Origin of the sequence: Bacillus sp. FSL W8-1127, assembly GCF_038006725.1 — a bacterium.
Classification (GTDB): domain Bacteria; phylum Bacillota; class Bacilli; order Bacillales; family DSM-4216; genus Bacillus_O; species Bacillus_O smithii.
Genome location: NZ_JBBOVU010000001.1, coordinates 2,692,864 through 2,708,325, shown reverse-complemented (window position 1 = coordinate 2,708,325; position 15,462 = coordinate 2,692,864). Strand labels below are relative to the sequence as shown.

At 41.5% G+C, this 15,462-nt stretch carries 14 protein-coding genes, 1 riboswitch and 1 other annotated feature (1 of these 16 only partly in view); of the genes, 9 read left to right on the top strand and 5 right to left on the bottom strand.

What is annotated here, in order from left to right; all coding sequences use genetic code 11:
• Positions 1–37: 37 nt before the first annotated feature.
• On the top strand, positions 38–280 hold the full coding sequence (locus NST12_RS12670; protein WP_003352726.1) for a DUF2584 domain-containing protein: 243 nt from the start codon (positions 38–40) through the stop codon (positions 278–280).
• A gap of 915 nt (positions 281–1,195) precedes the next feature.
• Here the strand turns inward: NST12_RS12670 and pckA are convergent.
• Positions 1,196–2,779 carry a phosphoenolpyruvate carboxykinase (ATP) gene (gene pckA, locus NST12_RS12665; protein ID WP_341030080.1) on the bottom strand — a complete coding sequence of 528 codons (1,584 nt, stop codon included), beginning with the start codon at positions 2,777–2,779 and terminating at the stop codon, positions 1,196–1,198.
• Between the two features lie 365 nt (positions 2,780–3,144).
• Positions 3,145–3,326: riboswitch (SAM riboswitch) on the top strand.
• Between the two features lie 287 nt (positions 3,327–3,613).
• Between pckA and metK the strand changes: the two genes are divergently transcribed.
• Positions 3,614–4,816 carry a methionine adenosyltransferase gene (gene metK / locus NST12_RS12660; protein WP_048623869.1) on the top strand — a complete coding sequence of 401 codons (1,203 nt, stop codon included), beginning with the start codon at positions 3,614–3,616 and terminating at the stop codon, positions 4,814–4,816.
• A 364-nt stretch (positions 4,817–5,180) separates the two neighbouring features.
• Positions 5,181–7,070: an asparagine synthase (glutamine-hydrolyzing) gene (gene asnB, locus NST12_RS12655; RefSeq protein ID WP_048623868.1), complete on the top strand. Its 1,890-nt coding sequence runs from the start codon at positions 5,181–5,183 to the stop codon at positions 7,068–7,070.
• Positions 7,071–7,084: 14 nt separating this feature from the next.
• On the opposite strand, the gene NST12_RS12650 is transcribed toward asnB, so the two are convergent.
• A complete protein-coding gene (locus tag NST12_RS12650) occupies positions 7,085–7,924 on the bottom strand; it encodes a C39 family peptidase (RefSeq protein WP_082142330.1) in 840 nt (279 codons plus the stop codon).
• 129 nt (positions 7,925–8,053) lie between these two features.
• The gene (locus tag NST12_RS12645) at positions 8,054–8,575 is read right to left on the bottom strand and encodes a gamma carbonic anhydrase (protein WP_003353834.1); all 522 of its coding nucleotides are present in this window, start codon (positions 8,573–8,575) and stop codon (positions 8,054–8,056) included.
• A 318-nt stretch (positions 8,576–8,893) separates the two neighbouring features.
• Here NST12_RS12645 and NST12_RS12640 point away from each other — a divergent pair, with 318 nt between their 5' ends.
• From NST12_RS12640 to NST12_RS12630, 3 genes are all read left to right on the top strand, one after another.
• The gene (locus NST12_RS12640; protein WP_341101419.1) at positions 8,894–9,703 is read left to right on the top strand and encodes an alpha/beta hydrolase; all 810 of its coding nucleotides are present in this window, start codon (positions 8,894–8,896) and stop codon (positions 9,701–9,703) included.
• A gap of 14 nt (positions 9,704–9,717) precedes the next feature.
• The gene (locus NST12_RS12635) at positions 9,718–10,788 is read left to right on the top strand and encodes a tetraprenyl-beta-curcumene synthase family protein (RefSeq protein WP_327797764.1); all 1,071 of its coding nucleotides are present in this window, start codon (positions 9,718–9,720) and stop codon (positions 10,786–10,788) included.
• Positions 10,789–10,967: 179 nt separating this feature from the next.
• Entirely contained in the window at positions 10,968–11,972 is a 1,005-nt protein-coding gene (locus tag NST12_RS12630; protein WP_341101416.1) for an LLM class flavin-dependent oxidoreductase, read from the top strand.
• Positions 11,973–12,053: 81 nt separating this feature from the next.
• Here the strand turns inward: NST12_RS12630 and NST12_RS12625 are convergent, their stop codons facing one another.
• Both NST12_RS12625 and NST12_RS12620 read right to left on the bottom strand, forming a co-directional pair.
• Complete coding sequence (locus NST12_RS12625) at positions 12,054–12,629, bottom strand: tRNA (mnm(5)s(2)U34)-methyltransferase (RefSeq protein ID WP_327797765.1); 576 nt, start codon at positions 12,627–12,629, stop codon at positions 12,054–12,056.
• A 19-nt stretch (positions 12,630–12,648) separates the two neighbouring features.
• Entirely contained in the window at positions 12,649–13,611 is a 963-nt protein-coding gene (locus tag NST12_RS12620) for a TIGR01212 family radical SAM protein (protein ID WP_040341210.1), read from the bottom strand.
• Positions 13,612–13,853: 242 nt separating this feature from the next.
• Here NST12_RS12620 and NST12_RS12615 point away from each other — a divergent pair, with 242 nt between their 5' ends.
• From NST12_RS12615 to NST12_RS12605, 3 genes are all read left to right on the top strand, one after another.
• On the top strand, positions 13,854–14,123 hold the full coding sequence (locus tag NST12_RS12615) for a YtzC family protein (RefSeq protein WP_003353827.1): 270 nt from the start codon (positions 13,854–13,856) through the stop codon (positions 14,121–14,123).
• 11 nt (positions 14,124–14,134) lie between these two features.
• Entirely contained in the window at positions 14,135–14,287 is a 153-nt protein-coding gene (locus tag NST12_RS12610) for a glycogen biosynthesis protein GlgD (protein WP_327803722.1), read from the top strand.
• 263 nt (positions 14,288–14,550) lie between these two features.
• The gene (locus tag NST12_RS12605; RefSeq protein WP_327803723.1) at positions 14,551–14,967 is read left to right on the top strand and encodes a hypothetical protein; all 417 of its coding nucleotides are present in this window, start codon (positions 14,551–14,553) and stop codon (positions 14,965–14,967) included.
• 284 nt (positions 14,968–15,251) lie between these two features.
• Positions 15,252–15,462: a binding site (T-box leader), on the top strand; it runs 7 nt beyond the window's last position.

The window sequence follows — 15,462 nt, the reverse complement described above, 5'->3', positions numbered from 1 at the left end:
GGGAGAGAACGATATTTTCATTGGGAGGGCATAAACGATGGGAATGCCGCTGGAACTGAATACAATGATTGTGACAAAAGGAAATGAGGAAAGAGTGGGAGGAAATCTATTTCAGTTAAGAAAAAAAGGGTATCGTCTTTATCCGCTGCATGTACCTGTTCCTGTCAAAAAAACGTTGGATGGCGATATTTCAGGTACCGCTGTGATTGAAAAAGTAGTGTGGGAAAATCAGGAAACTCTCATCACATACAGGCTTATTGCTTTAAACTCCACGAACTGAAAAAATCAATAGACTGTTCACCTTTTCAAAGGCAGAAAATAAGGGGTTGCGCAACAGCACCCTTATTTTTTATGTGCGCCCGGCATGTACATGAACTATAGGGTGTAAGTCCCGAACCCCGAAGACAGAAGTAGAGGTTAGCCAAGAGCAAGGGTGTCCGTGGTGACGCGGAATCTGAAGGAAGCTGGAGGCAAAACACCGGTCCGAGGAACACGAACCTCATATAAGGCTAGGTATGATTGAGTGAGTTTGCATAACAAAACAAAGCTCTTTCTGTCGAAGGTCATATCGAGTAAATGAGGCGGATAGATGGTGTGAAAGTGCATGTACTTACCCGGGGAGGTCTGGCGGATATGTGAAGTACTCTTCATAACCTACTTAGTGATAAGTAGCTGAACCGTCAGAAGTCAGCAGAGGTCATAGTATTAGTTGGTCTAGAACAACTAAGAAGGACCGAACAATTAAGAGAGAATAGCCCTTGGTATTCAGTGAGTCATGATGAACACAGAAAACGTAGTACCTCACTTGAGGGAGGAAGCGGTGAATCCCGTGGGAGACCTCTTGGAGGGTGGAGTGACCACTGGCATAAAGAGAACAGCTATTCACGGAAGTTATAAAGACTTGCGTCAATTATCTTAATTGAACCGCCGTATACGGAACCGTACGTACGGTGGTGTGAGAGGACGGGAGTTAATCGCTCCCTCCTACTCGATTTCTAATCATTTTTTAAACATCTTCCAACTGATCTACGAAGTGCATGGACCGTGTTGGTGATGGGGCATTTTGAAAGGAAAAATGGACCAAAATGATCATAAAAGCAACTATCCCCTTCTTCCGCAAGAAAATTATTGCGGGGGAAGGGGATGTTTGACGTTGGATCTCGGTATTATTGGATATCTTTCAAACGGCCGATCTTTATTGAATAGGTCCACCCAATTTTTCAATTTCTGCGGGTACATTGGTAAATTTCTTAAAGTTTTCGCGGAAGCGGGCCGCCAATTCCAGTGCTTTTTCTTCATATGCTTTTTCATCCTGCCATGTTTTTTTCGGCAGCAATACTTCGTCCGGCACTCCCGGAACATGAAGAGGGATCTCCAGACCGAAAATTTCGTCTTTCTGAGTTTCGGTATTAGCTAATTCGCCTTCTAAAGCGGCTTGAACCATTGCACGTGTATAGGATAGTTTCATTCGGGATCCGACGCCGTATTCTCCGCCTGTCCATCCGGTATTGACCAAATAGACTTGCACATTATGTTCATCGATTTTTTCGCCGAGCATTTCTGCGTATCGTGTAGCCGGAAGAGGCAAGAATGGCGCTCCAAAGCATGTGGAGAATGTTGCTTCAGGCGAGGTAACGCCCCTTTCCGTACCGGCTAATTTGGATGTGTATCCGCTTAGAAAATGGTACATGGCCTGTTCTTTTGTCAATTTGCTGATAGGGGGCAGAACACCGAAAGCGTCTGCGGTCAAAAAGATAATCGTGTTTGGATGACCTGCAATACTTGGAACGACAATATTATCGATCGCGTCAATTGGATAGGCGGCACGAGTATTTTCTGTCAAAGAAGAGTCGTTATAATCCGGAATCCGAGTATTTTCATCTAATACTACATTTTCAAGAACGGACCCAAAGCGGATCGCATGATAAATTTGCGGTTCCTTTTCTTTAGAAAGCCCGATGCATTTTGCATAGCAGCCGCCCTCGATATTAAAGACTCCTGTAGATGACCATCCGTGCTCGTCATCTCCTATTAAACGGCGGTTCGGGTCTGTGGATAAAGTAGTTTTTCCCGTTCCAGAAAGCCCGAAGAACAGAGCAACGTCTCCTTCAAAACCGACATTGGCCGAGCAGTGCATCGATAAGACGCCGGATTCCGGCAAGAGGTAATTCATGATCGAAAAAATGGATTTCTTCATTTCTCCGGCGTATTCAGTTCCGCCAATCAATATGACTTTGCGTTCAAAAGAGATAATGATAAAGGTTTCTGATCTCGTTCCGTCAACTTCAGGATCAGCTTTAAAATTAGGGGCTGAAAGAATGGTAAATTCCGCCTGATGACCTGCTAATTCTTCTTCCGTCGGACGGATAAAAAGCTGATGGGCAAAAAGATTATGCCATGCGTATTCATTGATTACTTGAATCGGAAGGCGATGAGATGGATCGGCGCCGGCGAATCCTTTAAATACGAAAATTTCTTCTTGTTCTTTTAAATAACGAATGACTTTATGGTATAATTTATCAAAAACTTCTGGAGAAATCGGCTGGTTCACCGGTCCCCAGTCTATTTTGTCTTTGGTTGATGGCTCTTTTACAATGTATTTGTCTTTTGGTGATCTCCCGGTATATTTTCCGGTTTGAGCGCGAACGGCGCCGGAAGAAGTTAATACGCCTTCTTTTCTGGAAAGGACTTTTTCCACCAGTTGTGGGACAGATAATTGAACATGGACATTGGATCCCTTAACTAATTCCAAAATTTCATTTGAAATGACAGAATTCATAAATAATAACCATCCTTTTGTTTTTATTTTTAGATGTTATTTTCGAGTTCACTTAAGAAATAGTATAACACTTTTATTCGATTAGTCTATACTATTTATCGTAAATTTTTGTCTATTTTTTTTCATCTTTTCCTTAATTGGCATGCCTATTCTATACTATATAAAAGGAAGAAAAAAGGGAGAAACAGGATATGATTCAGAGTTTTTTGGTTCAGGTTTTAATGAGTCCGTTTAAACCGTCTGTTGCGACGGGTTTAAAATAGAATTTATTTCTATTTCAGGAAGAAAACATTGCGTCAACGGAAAGACAAAATTTTGTTGACACCCGTTTGGTTTCTACGTTATAGTTTAACATTGAACGGATACTCTTATCCTGAGTTGGCGGAGGGACAGGCCCGATGAAACCCGGCAACCTTCTCAACGACAAGCGATGATTTTGAAGCCGTCAGGTAAAAGGACATGCTTCTTATGTCGTACCGGCGACGCGAGAGGCTTGTGAGAAAGGTGCTAACCTGATGCAAGGTGTAAATACCTTGAACGATAAGAGTGAAAGGCGCATGTAACCAAAAACCTTTCCTCTGCATTCTTTTGGGAAAGGTTTTTCTTTTTGATTGAGTTTGGCGCTGGACCATTGAGATTGCCGGTCCTTTGGAAACGGGCAATCATACCATACTACGAAAGGAAACGAGTACCGTTTAAAAATAAAGCGAACATTCATTTTCAAATGTTTTGACCCCAAAAAGATAAGGCTTACTTTCTCTGTTGTCAAGACCTTAACTGGCGGGTTAAAAGAAGGAAATGGAATTGATCGAAACTGCGATAGGAGGAACTTTGATGTCAAAAAAACGCCGTCTTTTCACTTCAGAGTCTGTCACCGAAGGGCATCCAGATAAAATTTGCGACCAAATTTCTGATGCCATTCTCGATGCTATTCTCGAAAAAGACCCGAATGCAAGGGTGGCTGCTGAAACTTCAGTAACAACTGGGCTTGTGCTGGTTTCTGGAGAAATTACGACGTCTTCTTATGTGGATATTCCCAAAATTGTACGCCAAACGGTGCGGGATATTGGCTATACCCGGGCGAAATACGGTTTTGACGCAGATACTTGCGGTGTCTTGACGTCTATCGATGAACAATCTCCCGACATTGCTCAAGGGGTGGACCGCGCCCTGGAAGCAAGAGAAGGATCGATGACGGATGAAGAAATTGAAGCGATTGGCGCGGGCGACCAAGGTTTGATGTTCGGATTTGCCTGCAATGAAACGGAAGAATTAATGCCGCTTCCTATTTCTTTAGCCCATTCTTTATCCCGCCGGTTGACAAAAGTGCGCAAAGAAGGGATTATTCCTTACTTGCGTCCGGACGGAAAAACGCAAGTAACGGTTGAATATGATGAAAACGACAAGCCTGTGCGCATCGATACGATTGTCATTTCGGCCCAACATCATCCGGAAATCACGTTAGAGCAAATTCAGCGCGACATTAAAGAACATGTTATTGACCCAATTGTTCCAAAAGAATTGATCGATGATGAAACGAAATATTTCATCAATCCGACCGGCCGTTTTGTTATTGGAGGACCTCAAGGTGACGCCGGATTAACGGGACGGAAAATTATCGTAGACACTTACGGCGGCTACGCAAGACATGGTGGAGGAGCTTTTTCCGGGAAAGATCCGACGAAAGTAGACCGATCTGCAGCCTATGCTGCCCGCTATGTAGCTAAAAATATTGTGGCAGCTGGACTGGCAGAAAAGTGTGAAGTACAGCTTGCTTATGCGATTGGGGTAGCTCAGCCGGTATCGATTTCCATCGATACATTCGGAACTGGAGCTGTATCAGAAGATGTATTGGTAGACGTCGTGAGAAAGAACTTCGACCTGCGTCCAGCTGGAATTATCAAAATGCTTGATCTGCGTCGCCCAATTTACAAACAAACAGCTGCATACGGCCATTTCGGACGCACCGATTTGGACCTTCCTTGGGAAAAAACAGATAAAGCCCAAACGCTTCGCGAACAAGCATTAAATCAATAGACAAATGTACAGGAGTTACACTTTTAGCTGTAGCTCCTTTTTCATTTGAACGTGAAGATTATTTAATGAATCCAAATATTGTGGCCATCTATAGTGGAGAATAAATGGTACAATTGATGAATCATCGTGAAAAAGGGGATACTTATACAACATTCCAATAGGCAAACTCTCCTACAACTAGAAAAGGACTGATAAAAAATTCGACTTTTGAACTTGGACGCTTTTCCTGTTGAGGTATTGGAAGTGATTTGATTTTGGAACTTCCGGAATGAAATGGAAATTTTTCATGAAATAAATTCCTTGCCAAGATTCACAATTTCGTTAAACTAGTAATGTGAACTTAAATTACAGAAAGGTGATAGTCATGTGCGGCTTTATCGGTTGCGTTTATGATCATAAAGATTATCCGAAATTAACGGAAGAACAATTTAAATTAATGAACGATATCATTTATCACCGTGGTCCTGATCATGATGGATTTTATCAAGATGAACACGTTCAATTAGGATTTCGACGTTTAAGTATTATTGACCTTGAAAACGGAAACCAACCGCTGTCATTTGAAAATGAACGATATTGGATTATTTTTAATGGCGAGATCTACAATTATGTGGAATTACGGGAAGAACTTTTAAAAGAAGGCGTTGAATTTGCTACTTCGTCTGACACAGAAACCATCGTCGCTTTGTACAGCCGCCTAAAAGAAAAAGCTGTAGAAAAGCTTCGCGGTATGTTCGCTTTTGTGATCTGGGATAAAGAAGAACAAGTGTTGTTCGGTGCAAGAGATCCGTTCGGCATTAAACCATTTTTTTATAAAGAAGAAGGAGGACGTACTTTTTTTGCTTCCGAAAAGAAGAGCATTTTGCTTGCCAGTGAAGAAAGCAGCTTAAATGCGAATGCCGCTCAACATTATTTTACGTATCAATACGTTCCGGAACCTGATACATTGCATGCGGAAATTCAAAAATTGGAACCTGGCCACTATTTTATTAAAAAAGTCGGCGAAAACATGACGATTCGCCGTTATTGGAAAGCCGCTTTCCAACCGATTTACCGCGAAGAAGACGAATATGTGAAAATGGTGCGTGAGGCGCTTCTTGATTCTGTAAAAGTACACATGAGAAGCGATGTGCCTGTCGGATCCTTCCTTTCAGGGGGAATTGATTCTTCTTTTGTTGCTGCGATTGCCAAGCAATACCATCCAAAGATTAAAACATTCTCTGTCGGATTTGAACGCGATGGATATAGTGAAATTGATGTGGCTAAAGAAACAGCGGAAAAATTGGGTGTGGAAAATATTAGCTACGTGATCACACCGGAAGAATATATGAAAGAACTGCCGAAGATTATTTGGCATATGGATGATCCGCTGGCCGATCCGGCTTGTGTTCCGTTGTACTTCGTAGCTCGCGAAGCAAGAAAACATGTAACAGTCGTATTATCAGGAGAAGGAGCAGATGAACTTTTCGGCGGCTATAATATTTATCGTGAACCGCAATCGTTAGCTGTTTTTCAAAACATACCGGAAGTTGGGAAAAAATTGCTTCGATTGTTGGCTTCCATTTTGCCTGATGGTGTGAAAGGGAAAAGCTTTATTGAACGCGGAGTTACGCCGATGGAAGAACGGTACATCGGTAATGCGAAGATGTTTGGAGAAGAGGAAAAACGGAAACTATTGCGACAATATCGCGACGGCCTTGAATATACTAACATTACAAAGCCATTTTATGCAGAAACGGTCGGTTATGACGATGTCGATCGCATGCAGTATATTGATATTCATACATGGCTGCGCGGTGACATTTTGTTAAAGGCAGATAAAATGACAATGGCCCATTCTTTGGAATTGCGCGTTCCATTCCTTGATAAAGAAGTATTTGAAGTGGCGTCCAAAATTCCAACGCGCTATAAAACCGCTCATGGCACGACCAAATACATCCTTCGAAAAGCTGCAGAAGGAATTGTCCCTGATCATGTATTAAATAGAAAGAAACTGGGATTCCCGGTGCCAATTCGCCATTGGCTGAAAGCAGAAATGCATGATTGGGCTGTGACCATTATTAAAGAAAGCGAAACGGGGCATCTTATTAACAAGCAATATGTATTAGATTTACTGGAAGAACATTGCCAAGGGAAGAAAGATAACAGCCGTAAAATTTGGACCGTTCTTATTTTTATGATTTGGCATGCTGTATATGTAGAAGGCAAATATGAATTTCAAACACAAAAACAACGGGAAATGCAGCTTGTGTAATAATGGGTAAAAAACTAGGGGAGATAGGTAATGGCCTGTCTCCCCATTTGCACCCATGCTTTTTCAAAGGAGTCAATGGGTGCTTTTTGATTTTTTACATTGGTTAGTGGATCGTTAAAATACACATACTGATCGTCATAACCGGTGACTAATACCGAGTGTTCTTTATAAGTAATTTTTATTTTTCCGCTCTCCGTATGCCAAGTTTGAAACGCGCTGTCCGGCAGCTTATTGTAAGTGGTATTGATGATAACCCAAACTGGGCGGCCGTCGGAAAGATGGACTTTTAATTCTTCAAAATCCGCTCCTGTCAAATCTAATGCCTTCTTGCCTTCTGGCAAATATTTATTGGCCAGTTCCAAAATGGGCTTATGATAAACTCCCAGTCCGGGTTTAGAAAGCGTATACATATCGCCGACAAATCCGTTGTCAGGGTCGCCGAAAAAAATAAGTCCATTCTCCACTCGATAAGTGGCAGGGTTCTTTTTCACTTCTTTGGCCAGTTCCATTTTATCGACGGAGACGCCTGCTGATTGAAGGAGCATGGCCAAGCTTGTCACTTCGCATCCCCGTGGCAGTTCCGGCAATTGAGAAATGAGAGGGGAATCAAGCAAAACGCTCTCTTTTACTTTGACTGTAGAATAATGAGTCCAATGATGAAATGCTATAAGCGATTTTTGGAACGGAATCGAATATTTGACTTCATCCCGGAAAAAGACTGAAAGAAACAAGAAAAAAAGCAACGCTATTAAAACGGCCGGTTTCCATTTGTCGCGGAAATATCTTATGATAAAAAGAAGAAGGATTCCTAAACTAATGAGAAAAAAGAATAAAATCATGAAAGTAAAATTCATTCAGCACCACCTAAAACATTTTTGAGAGCACCGGATGGAAAACAAAATGGATGTTTGAATCAACACCGGCGCATGAGCCTGCTTGGAAAGTGGATGGCAGGAATGGGATAATGGTTTTTGGACATACTACTAATCCTTTTGATTTTGCAGCTGCTTATAATACTGAGCTTTTTCGGCATACTCCCGGACAATTCGTTCCATTTCGCTTTTATCATGTTCATTTATGGGACGGATGACTTTGGCTGGCCGTCCGAAAGCCATTGAGTGTGGAGGGATGACTTTTCCCGGCGGTACAAGGCTGCCGGCTCCGATAAAAGCCCCTTCTCCAATTTCGGCGCGGTCGAGTATAATAGAACCCATACCGATAAGAGCCTTTTTACGAATGATGCAACTGTGCAAAATCACTTGATGGCCGATTGTCACTTCATCTTCCAATATTAACGGATTATTTGGACTTTGATGAAGTACGGAGTTGTCTTGAATATTGACTTTTTTACCGATGATCGTTGGTGCAACGTCTCCTCTGATGACGGTGTTGAACCAAACGCTGGATTCTTCGCCAATTTCAACATCTCCCGTAATGGTGACATAATCAGCGATAAAGGCAGAATCAGCGATTTTCGGCGTTTTTTCGTGATAAGGATAGATCATGACCGTTCTTGGCTCCTTTCTTTGCTCCTTTCTTTGCTCCTTCTACCTTATTCTATCGAATTTTAGAAGATTTGTATAATGTGGTGGGTATCTTCCTTGCCAAATCTGTATTTTTGCTACATGATGTGAACGGGAGAAAATCTATCTCAGCAAGTGGCCGTAATGGATAAAAGTCGACACTGTTTAAAAAAATTGGATTCTATAAGCGAAGTGTCGGTACTTATCAACGAAGCCGTTTAACGTCGGGAGAGCATGAAAGGAACAAGAAACGGAGGCAAAAGGGACCTCTAGATCTGTAAAAAAGCGAGGTTGATCAACATGTGGAAATGGGATCCCGAGGATGGACAAGGAAAGGGCGTCATTGTCATGATTCACGGCGCTTTTGAACATCATGGCAGATATGGATGGCTCATTGAAATGTGGAGAAATTCCGGTTTTCATGTAGTAATGGGCGATTTGCCCGGGCAAGGAACGACATCCAGGTCTAAGCGCGGCCATATTGAGCGTTTTGATGAATACATATCGGCAGTGAAAGAGTGGATACAGGCTGCCTACCAATTTGATTTGCCTATATTCTTGCTTGGACATAGTTTAGGAGGGCTTGTTGCCATCCGTCTATTGCAGGAAGAGCGAGTCAAACTGGCCGGGGTGATCTTGTCTTCGCCTTGTTTAGGGCTTCTGCACACGCCGCCAAAAATTCTTGATGTTCTTTCCTATGGTTTAAATTCCCTGGTGCCTTCCGTTAAATTTGCAACGGGATTATCCATTGAAATGGCGACGAGGAATAAAGAAGTACAGGAAATTGATTTAAACGATACGTTGTACGTGACAAAGGTGTCAGTCCGCTGGTACAGGGAAATGATACAGGCTGTAAAGCTTGCGTTCACAGATGTTTCGAAAATGCCTGATATTCCATTTTTGGTCATGCAAGCAGGAGATGATAAAATTGTAGATAAGTCTGAAGTGAAAAAGTGGTTTCAGCAATTGTCTCTTTCAGAAATGCATTTCAAAGAGTGGCCGAAACTGTACCATGAAATTTTTAATGAGCCGGAAAGAGAAGAGGTTTTCGCATATACGAAGAGTTTTGTCGAAAATTGCTTGCGTTCCATTGGCTATGTGGTTGATTAAAAGAGGTGAGAATATTGACCATCCCCACCCATCCATTTTCATTAATGGGGCAGGCTTATCGTAAAGTATTTCCAACTGTTCATAAAGAATTAAACAAATGGAAACAAAAGGCGAACTCGATACCTGATCAAGAATTGAAAAAACAAGCACTTGCCAGTATCGAACATAAAACGTTTCATTGTGAAGGCGGTTCGATTTTAGCGCTGCTGTCCGGCGAACATATCGGAGAAGCTGTAAAGTTTATTGTCGCTTACCAGACGATCAGCGATTACTTGGACAATTTATGCGACCGGAGCACTTCTCTTGATCCAAAAGATTTTGCTGCCCTTCACGAATCGATGATAGATGCGTTAACGGTAGGAGCTCCTTTTCGCCCTTATTACCGATTTCGAAACGAGCAGGAAGATGGCGGCTATTTACGGGAATTAGTCGGCACATGCCAGTCAGTTTTGCAAAAAATCAATCATTATCCGGCTATATCTTCCTACTTGCTTGAACTTTGCCGATATTATTGCGATCTCCAAATACATAAGCATGTTTGTGTGGAAGAAAGAGAAGAACGATTAAAAAAATGGTTTTCTCGCTATAAAGATCAGCTTCCGAAGATGGAATGGTTTGAGTTTTCGGCTTGTTCAGGTTCCACTTTGGGCATTTTTTGCTTAGTTTCTTATGCATTTAGAGACGATTTCAAGCCGGAATATGCGTCCATGATTCGAGAAGCCTATTTTCCGTATATCCAAGGTCTTCACATTTTATTGGATTATTTTATTGATCAGGAAGAGGACCGAAAAGGCGGAGATTTAAATTTTTGCTTTTATTATGACAGTCAAGAAGAGCTTTTGTCCCGCTTTCAATATTTTATTCAAAAAGCGGATAGCAGCACGAAACATTTGCCTCATGCCAAATTTCATCAATTGATCAACAGGGGGCTCCTTGGCATTTATTTATCGGAGGATAAAGTCAACCAACAAAAGGATGTTCAGTCTTTAGCGAAGAAAATTATCCGTTTTGGAGGTTCGACCAGCTACTTTTTCTATTATAACGGCAGAATGTATCGAAAATTTCGTCAGCATGTGTCCAAATAACTTTTTTCTGTTTGGACAGAAACATACAAAAAGAGCCGTTTTTCATCCGTTCGTTCATTCATGGAATGTTTCCGAAAGTATTGGTGACGTTAAGGAAGAGCAATTTATTAGACAATTAGCTACTCATAGTGAATAATGAAACAATCAAACCAAAGTTTTCAATAAGGGGATGTAAAGAAGTGGCTTTAAAATTAAGTGTTTTAGATCAGTCGCCCATTTCAGAAGGAATGACGGCGGAAGAAGCACTCTCCAATACAGTGAAATTGGCTCAGCATGTAGAAAAATTGGGATATGAGCGTTTTTGGGTTTCTGAACACCATGATTCAACCACTTTAGCAGGATCTTCACCGGAAGTGTTGATATCCTATCTGGCAGCCAAAACGAAAAAAATCCGGCTAGGTTCCGGCGGGGTAATGCTCACTCATTATAGTCCGTTTAAAGTGGCGGAAAATTTTCGTGTTTTAGAAGCGCTGAATCCGAAACGAATCGATTTAGGAATAGGACGTGCCCCCGGTGGAATGCCGAGAGCCACGCTGGCGTTAAACAACGGCCAGTACCGCAAAGTTGACCGTTATTCGGAACAAATTGATGAACTGCTCACCTATCTATACGATTCGCTGGACGAAAGTCATCCGTATTACGGATTGAAAGCTTCTCCTGTTACACAGACTGTTCCTGAAGTTTGGATGCTCGGTTCCAGCCTTTCCAGCGCAGAACTGGCTGCTCAAAAAGGACTGCCCTATACATTTGCCCAGTTTATCAATGGGGAGGGAGGTCCGGAGTTTACAAAAGAGTATCGCCGTCAGTTCCGACCGTCCAAGTATTTAAGCGAGCCTAAAAATATGGTAGCGGTTTTTGCCATTTGCGGAGAAACAGAAGAAGAGGCGGAACGAATTGCTTCAAGTTTAGACTTAACTTTACTTATGCTGGAACGGGGAACGCCGCTGAACGGAACTCTAAGCCCGGAAAAAGCCGCTCAATATTCGTACGATTCATTGGAACGAAAGATCGTTCAGGAGAATCGAAAACGGATGATTATCGGTGATCCAAAACAGATCCACGATCAACTCTTGCGCTTAAGTGAATTATATGAAACAGAAGAAATTGTGTTGGTGTCCATCACATACAGCTTTGAAGACCGTTTGCGCTCTTATGAACTGATCGCGGAAGAAGTGCTTAAGTAAAAGTCAATCTGAGTTAAAAAGAAAAGGCAACTGGTTTATCAGCCAGTTGCCTTTTTTCATCTTTCAATCTCGCCTAGGATGTCATTTCCTTTTTTCCAAGGCAATAATAAACGGCGGATCGTTAATTTGATTGATAAATTGGTAAAGCAGCACATGAGCGATGGATTGATCAATGCTGCGGACAAAAGAACAAAGTTCGTCTTTTTCTCTTTTTCCTTCTTCATGGCCGTGATAGACAACCAACACAATGACGCCTCCAGGAGCCATGATTTCGAGCAATTGTTCGACCGCTTCTTTAGTCGTTTCCGGTTTGGTGACGATCGATTTGTCGCTTCCGGGTAAATATCCGAGATTGAAAATCGCCGCGGTAATTTTTCCGTGAAACTTTTCGGGAATCGTTCGGATTAGTTCTTCATGTCCTCTATGATAGAGGACGACTCGATCAGTCAGTTGGTGCTGCTCCAAACGTTCTTTCGTTTTTTTCAACGCTTCTGTTTGGACATCAAAAGCAAATACTGTCCCCTTTTCCCCTACTAAATTGGCAAGGAATACCGTATCATGCCCGTTGCCCATGGTGGCATCTACGACAGCATCTCCTGGCGTCACTGCTTTTTCCAAAAGCGTCCGCGCATAAGGCAAAATTCCTTCTAATATCATTGATTTCACCTGCTGTTCATCATGAATGGACTTTGGCTTTTTTGAAAAATTTTCCTTGCCAGCTGTTTCGGCGCTTCAGTTCATCGTCAATGGCGTTTAAAACTTCCCATTTATTGACGCTCCACATCGGACCGACCATCAAATCGATCGGACCGTCGCCGGTAATACGGTGAATGATCATTTCAGGGGGCAGAATTTCTAATTGATCGCACACTAGTTGAACGTATTCATCAAAGGATAGAAATTTCAACATTCCCTTTTCATATTGTTTGACCATCGGTGTTCCTTTTAACAAATGAAGAAGATGGATTTTAATCCCTTGAACGTCCAATTTGGCGACAGCTTCAGCGGTTTCCATCATCATGTCATATGTTTCCAACGGCAAACCATTAATAATGTGGGAACAAACTCTGATGCCGTGTCGGCGAAGCTTTTCTACTCCTTCTACATAACAGTCAAAATCATGCGCACGATTAATCAATTGAGCGGTTTTTTCATGGACGGTTTGCAATCCCAGCTCGACCCATAAGTAAGTTCTTTCATTCAACTCTGCCAAATAGTCCACTACATCGTCGGGAAGGCAGTCCGGACGTGTGGCAATCGACAATCCTACTACTCCTTCTTGTTTTAAGACCGTTTCATATTTTTCCCTTAATACTTCTACGGGTGCGTGAGTGTTGGTAAACGCTTGAAAATAAGCCATGTATTTTGCATCTTTCCATTTCTGATGCATTTTTGCCTTTATTTTATGAAACTGTGTTTCCAAATCGTCGGCGCGGTCGCCTGCAAAATCTCCGGAACCAGCCGCACTGCAAAATGTACAGCCGCCGTATGCGACGGTGCCGTCCCGATTTGGACAATCAAAACCGCCGTCTAAGGCAACTTTAAATACTTTATGTCCAAACACCTGACGTAAGTGATAATTCCAGGTGTGATAACGTTTGTCATTGTTGCTGTATGGAAAAGGGTTTTCCATTTGCATTCCTCCTAACGTACAAATTTTATCATGAAGAGCGAATACATTCCAATAGAACAAGAATGTCACGTAAAAGTAAATAAAGATTCCATTTTTAAAAGGGAATGTAGTTGGCTGAGAAGATTGAAAAATCACGATTTTTTAAAAAACATGTCAACCGAACTTTACCAACTATAAAGGATGAAATGTGGAAAAAACTATTTAAGAGGCGGATGAAAGCCGCTTCAATTTGTCAAGGAGGCAAAATCATGGCTACGAGAGACTCCATCGATCATTTTCTTCAGACTTGCGAAAATGTAATTTTAAAAGCCCAAGAGCAATATCAGGAAGGGGCTTTGCAGGGGCATTATCATGATGTCGAATATCGTGAAGCCATGCAAGAACTGGAGAATCTTTACAATGAATGGCTGCAGCTTTATAACAGTGCCAATCCGCAACAAAGGGAACAGCTTTACCGTAAAAGGCTGCAGATACAAGATATGCAAAACAAAATGATTTTGCTTAACCACGATCGTTAGGGGGAACTGATGTGAAAAAAAGATCCAAACGACAAAATCCCGAGCAAAAAACCAAAAATGGAACGAATTCGGAGCATTATGAAATAGCGAATGAATACAGCACAATCGAAAAAACAAAAAAACAGAATGCCCGCAACAGCCAACCCGTGAAATCAAAATCGTAATGCTTTTTGGAAGCAGTCTCAAAAAGGACAGAGTTTAAGTCCTTTTTTGGGACTGCTTCTGTTGTTTATTAGACAAATGAGATGATGGCTTTTGGATGATTGAGACATTAGTCGCAGTAAAGTTAGGCTTAAGATTTTCGTACTTCATTATTGGGAAATTGGTTTGTTTTATAGACTGAAAATTTAGAATAAAATAAAAGCATTCTAACTTAAGAGTGTGTACTGTCGTTTTAACCACTATTAATGAAGGGAGAAGATAAAAAATGAATTTGGAGTTGTCTCAAGGAGTAATGAAGAGATGGCTATTTTTCATTCTTGTTCCATTTTTTGCGCTTATATTAGCATTTGCTTCTGTGTCTGAAACATTTGCAGCTACTACAACTTTTAACAATACCCTTTCTGCCGGTTCTTATGCAGGCAGTAGTCCTTGTACGACTTCTTATCCTAACATCGTGCATGAAGTGAATGTGAAAAACACCACTGGAGACGTATATGTTTATCTTCAATACCTGGATGGCGGATATTGGAAATTTACGACTGGCTATGGTTATCACTTAACCTACTGGAATACACCTTATAAAATCACCACTAAGACAAAAAGCTCCTCAACTAAATATCGAGTATTGATAAAGGCAGTCAACACATCGAATGTTATCGTTTCCTGTTACGGAACGAATTGATAAAAATCATGAGAAAACGAAAATGTATAACAGTTATGTAGCTGCTGATAGCTGGTTATTTACCCGTAACTGTCTAGTTAATAAGTTAGAAATTATAATATTTATCCGGATATAGTTTCTCTGAATTCTTTAGTTTATGAAAAAGATATCAAACCAATTCGTTTTATTGGTTCTGGAGCAATAACCATGTAGCTACATAGCTGTTTGATTCCATGTCCTTCTTTGAAACAGACTTGAAAGTTTGTTTAAATTTGTCTAAAATAATCTTATACTAAAATGATGGGTAAAAAACGATGATAAGGAGCAGTAGTGGCATAAACTCCCGATTTAGAGAGTTGACGGAAGGTGCAAGTCAACCGGGTCTGCCATGAACTCGCCTTAGAGTTGCAGACGTGAAAGCTGAGTAGCGTTTGCCGTCCTTCCACGTTAAGGAATCGAGCTGAGTGCCTTGTGCACTAATGTGGGTGGTACCGCGGGAGCGAAAGCATCTCTCGT

Bases quoted from the DNA above. Each gene is read 5' to 3' on its own strand.
- asnB (WP_048623868.1), top strand. From the start codon at position 5,181: ATGTGCGGCTTTATCGGTTGCGTTTATGATCATAAAGATTATCCGAAA.
- NST12_RS12640 (WP_341101419.1), top strand. From the start codon at position 8,894: ATGTGGAAATGGGATCCCGAGGATGGACAAGGAAAGGGCGTCATTGTC.
- NST12_RS12670 (WP_003352726.1), top strand. From the start codon at position 38: ATGGGAATGCCGCTGGAACTGAATACAATGATTGTGACAAAAGGAAAT.
- pckA (WP_341030080.1), bottom strand. From the start codon at position 2,779: ATGAATTCTGTCATTTCAAATGAAATTTTGGAATTAGTTAAGGGATCC.
- NST12_RS12645 (WP_003353834.1), bottom strand. From the start codon at position 8,575: ATGATCTATCCTTATCACGAAAAAACGCCGAAAATCGCTGATTCTGCC.
- NST12_RS12650 (WP_082142330.1), bottom strand. From the start codon at position 7,924: ATGAATTTTACTTTCATGATTTTATTCTTTTTTCTCATTAGTTTAGGA.
- NST12_RS12605 (WP_327803723.1), top strand. From the start codon at position 14,551: ATGAATTTGGAGTTGTCTCAAGGAGTAATGAAGAGATGGCTATTTTTC.
- NST12_RS12625 (WP_327797765.1), bottom strand. From the start codon at position 12,629: ATGATATTAGAAGGAATTTTGCCTTATGCGCGGACGCTTTTGGAAAAA.
- metK (WP_048623869.1), top strand. From the start codon at position 3,614: ATGTCAAAAAAACGCCGTCTTTTCACTTCAGAGTCTGTCACCGAAGGG.
- NST12_RS12620 (WP_040341210.1), bottom strand. From the start codon at position 13,611: ATGCAAATGGAAAACCCTTTTCCATACAGCAACAATGACAAACGTTAT.
- NST12_RS12615 (WP_003353827.1), top strand. From the start codon at position 13,854: ATGGCTACGAGAGACTCCATCGATCATTTTCTTCAGACTTGCGAAAAT.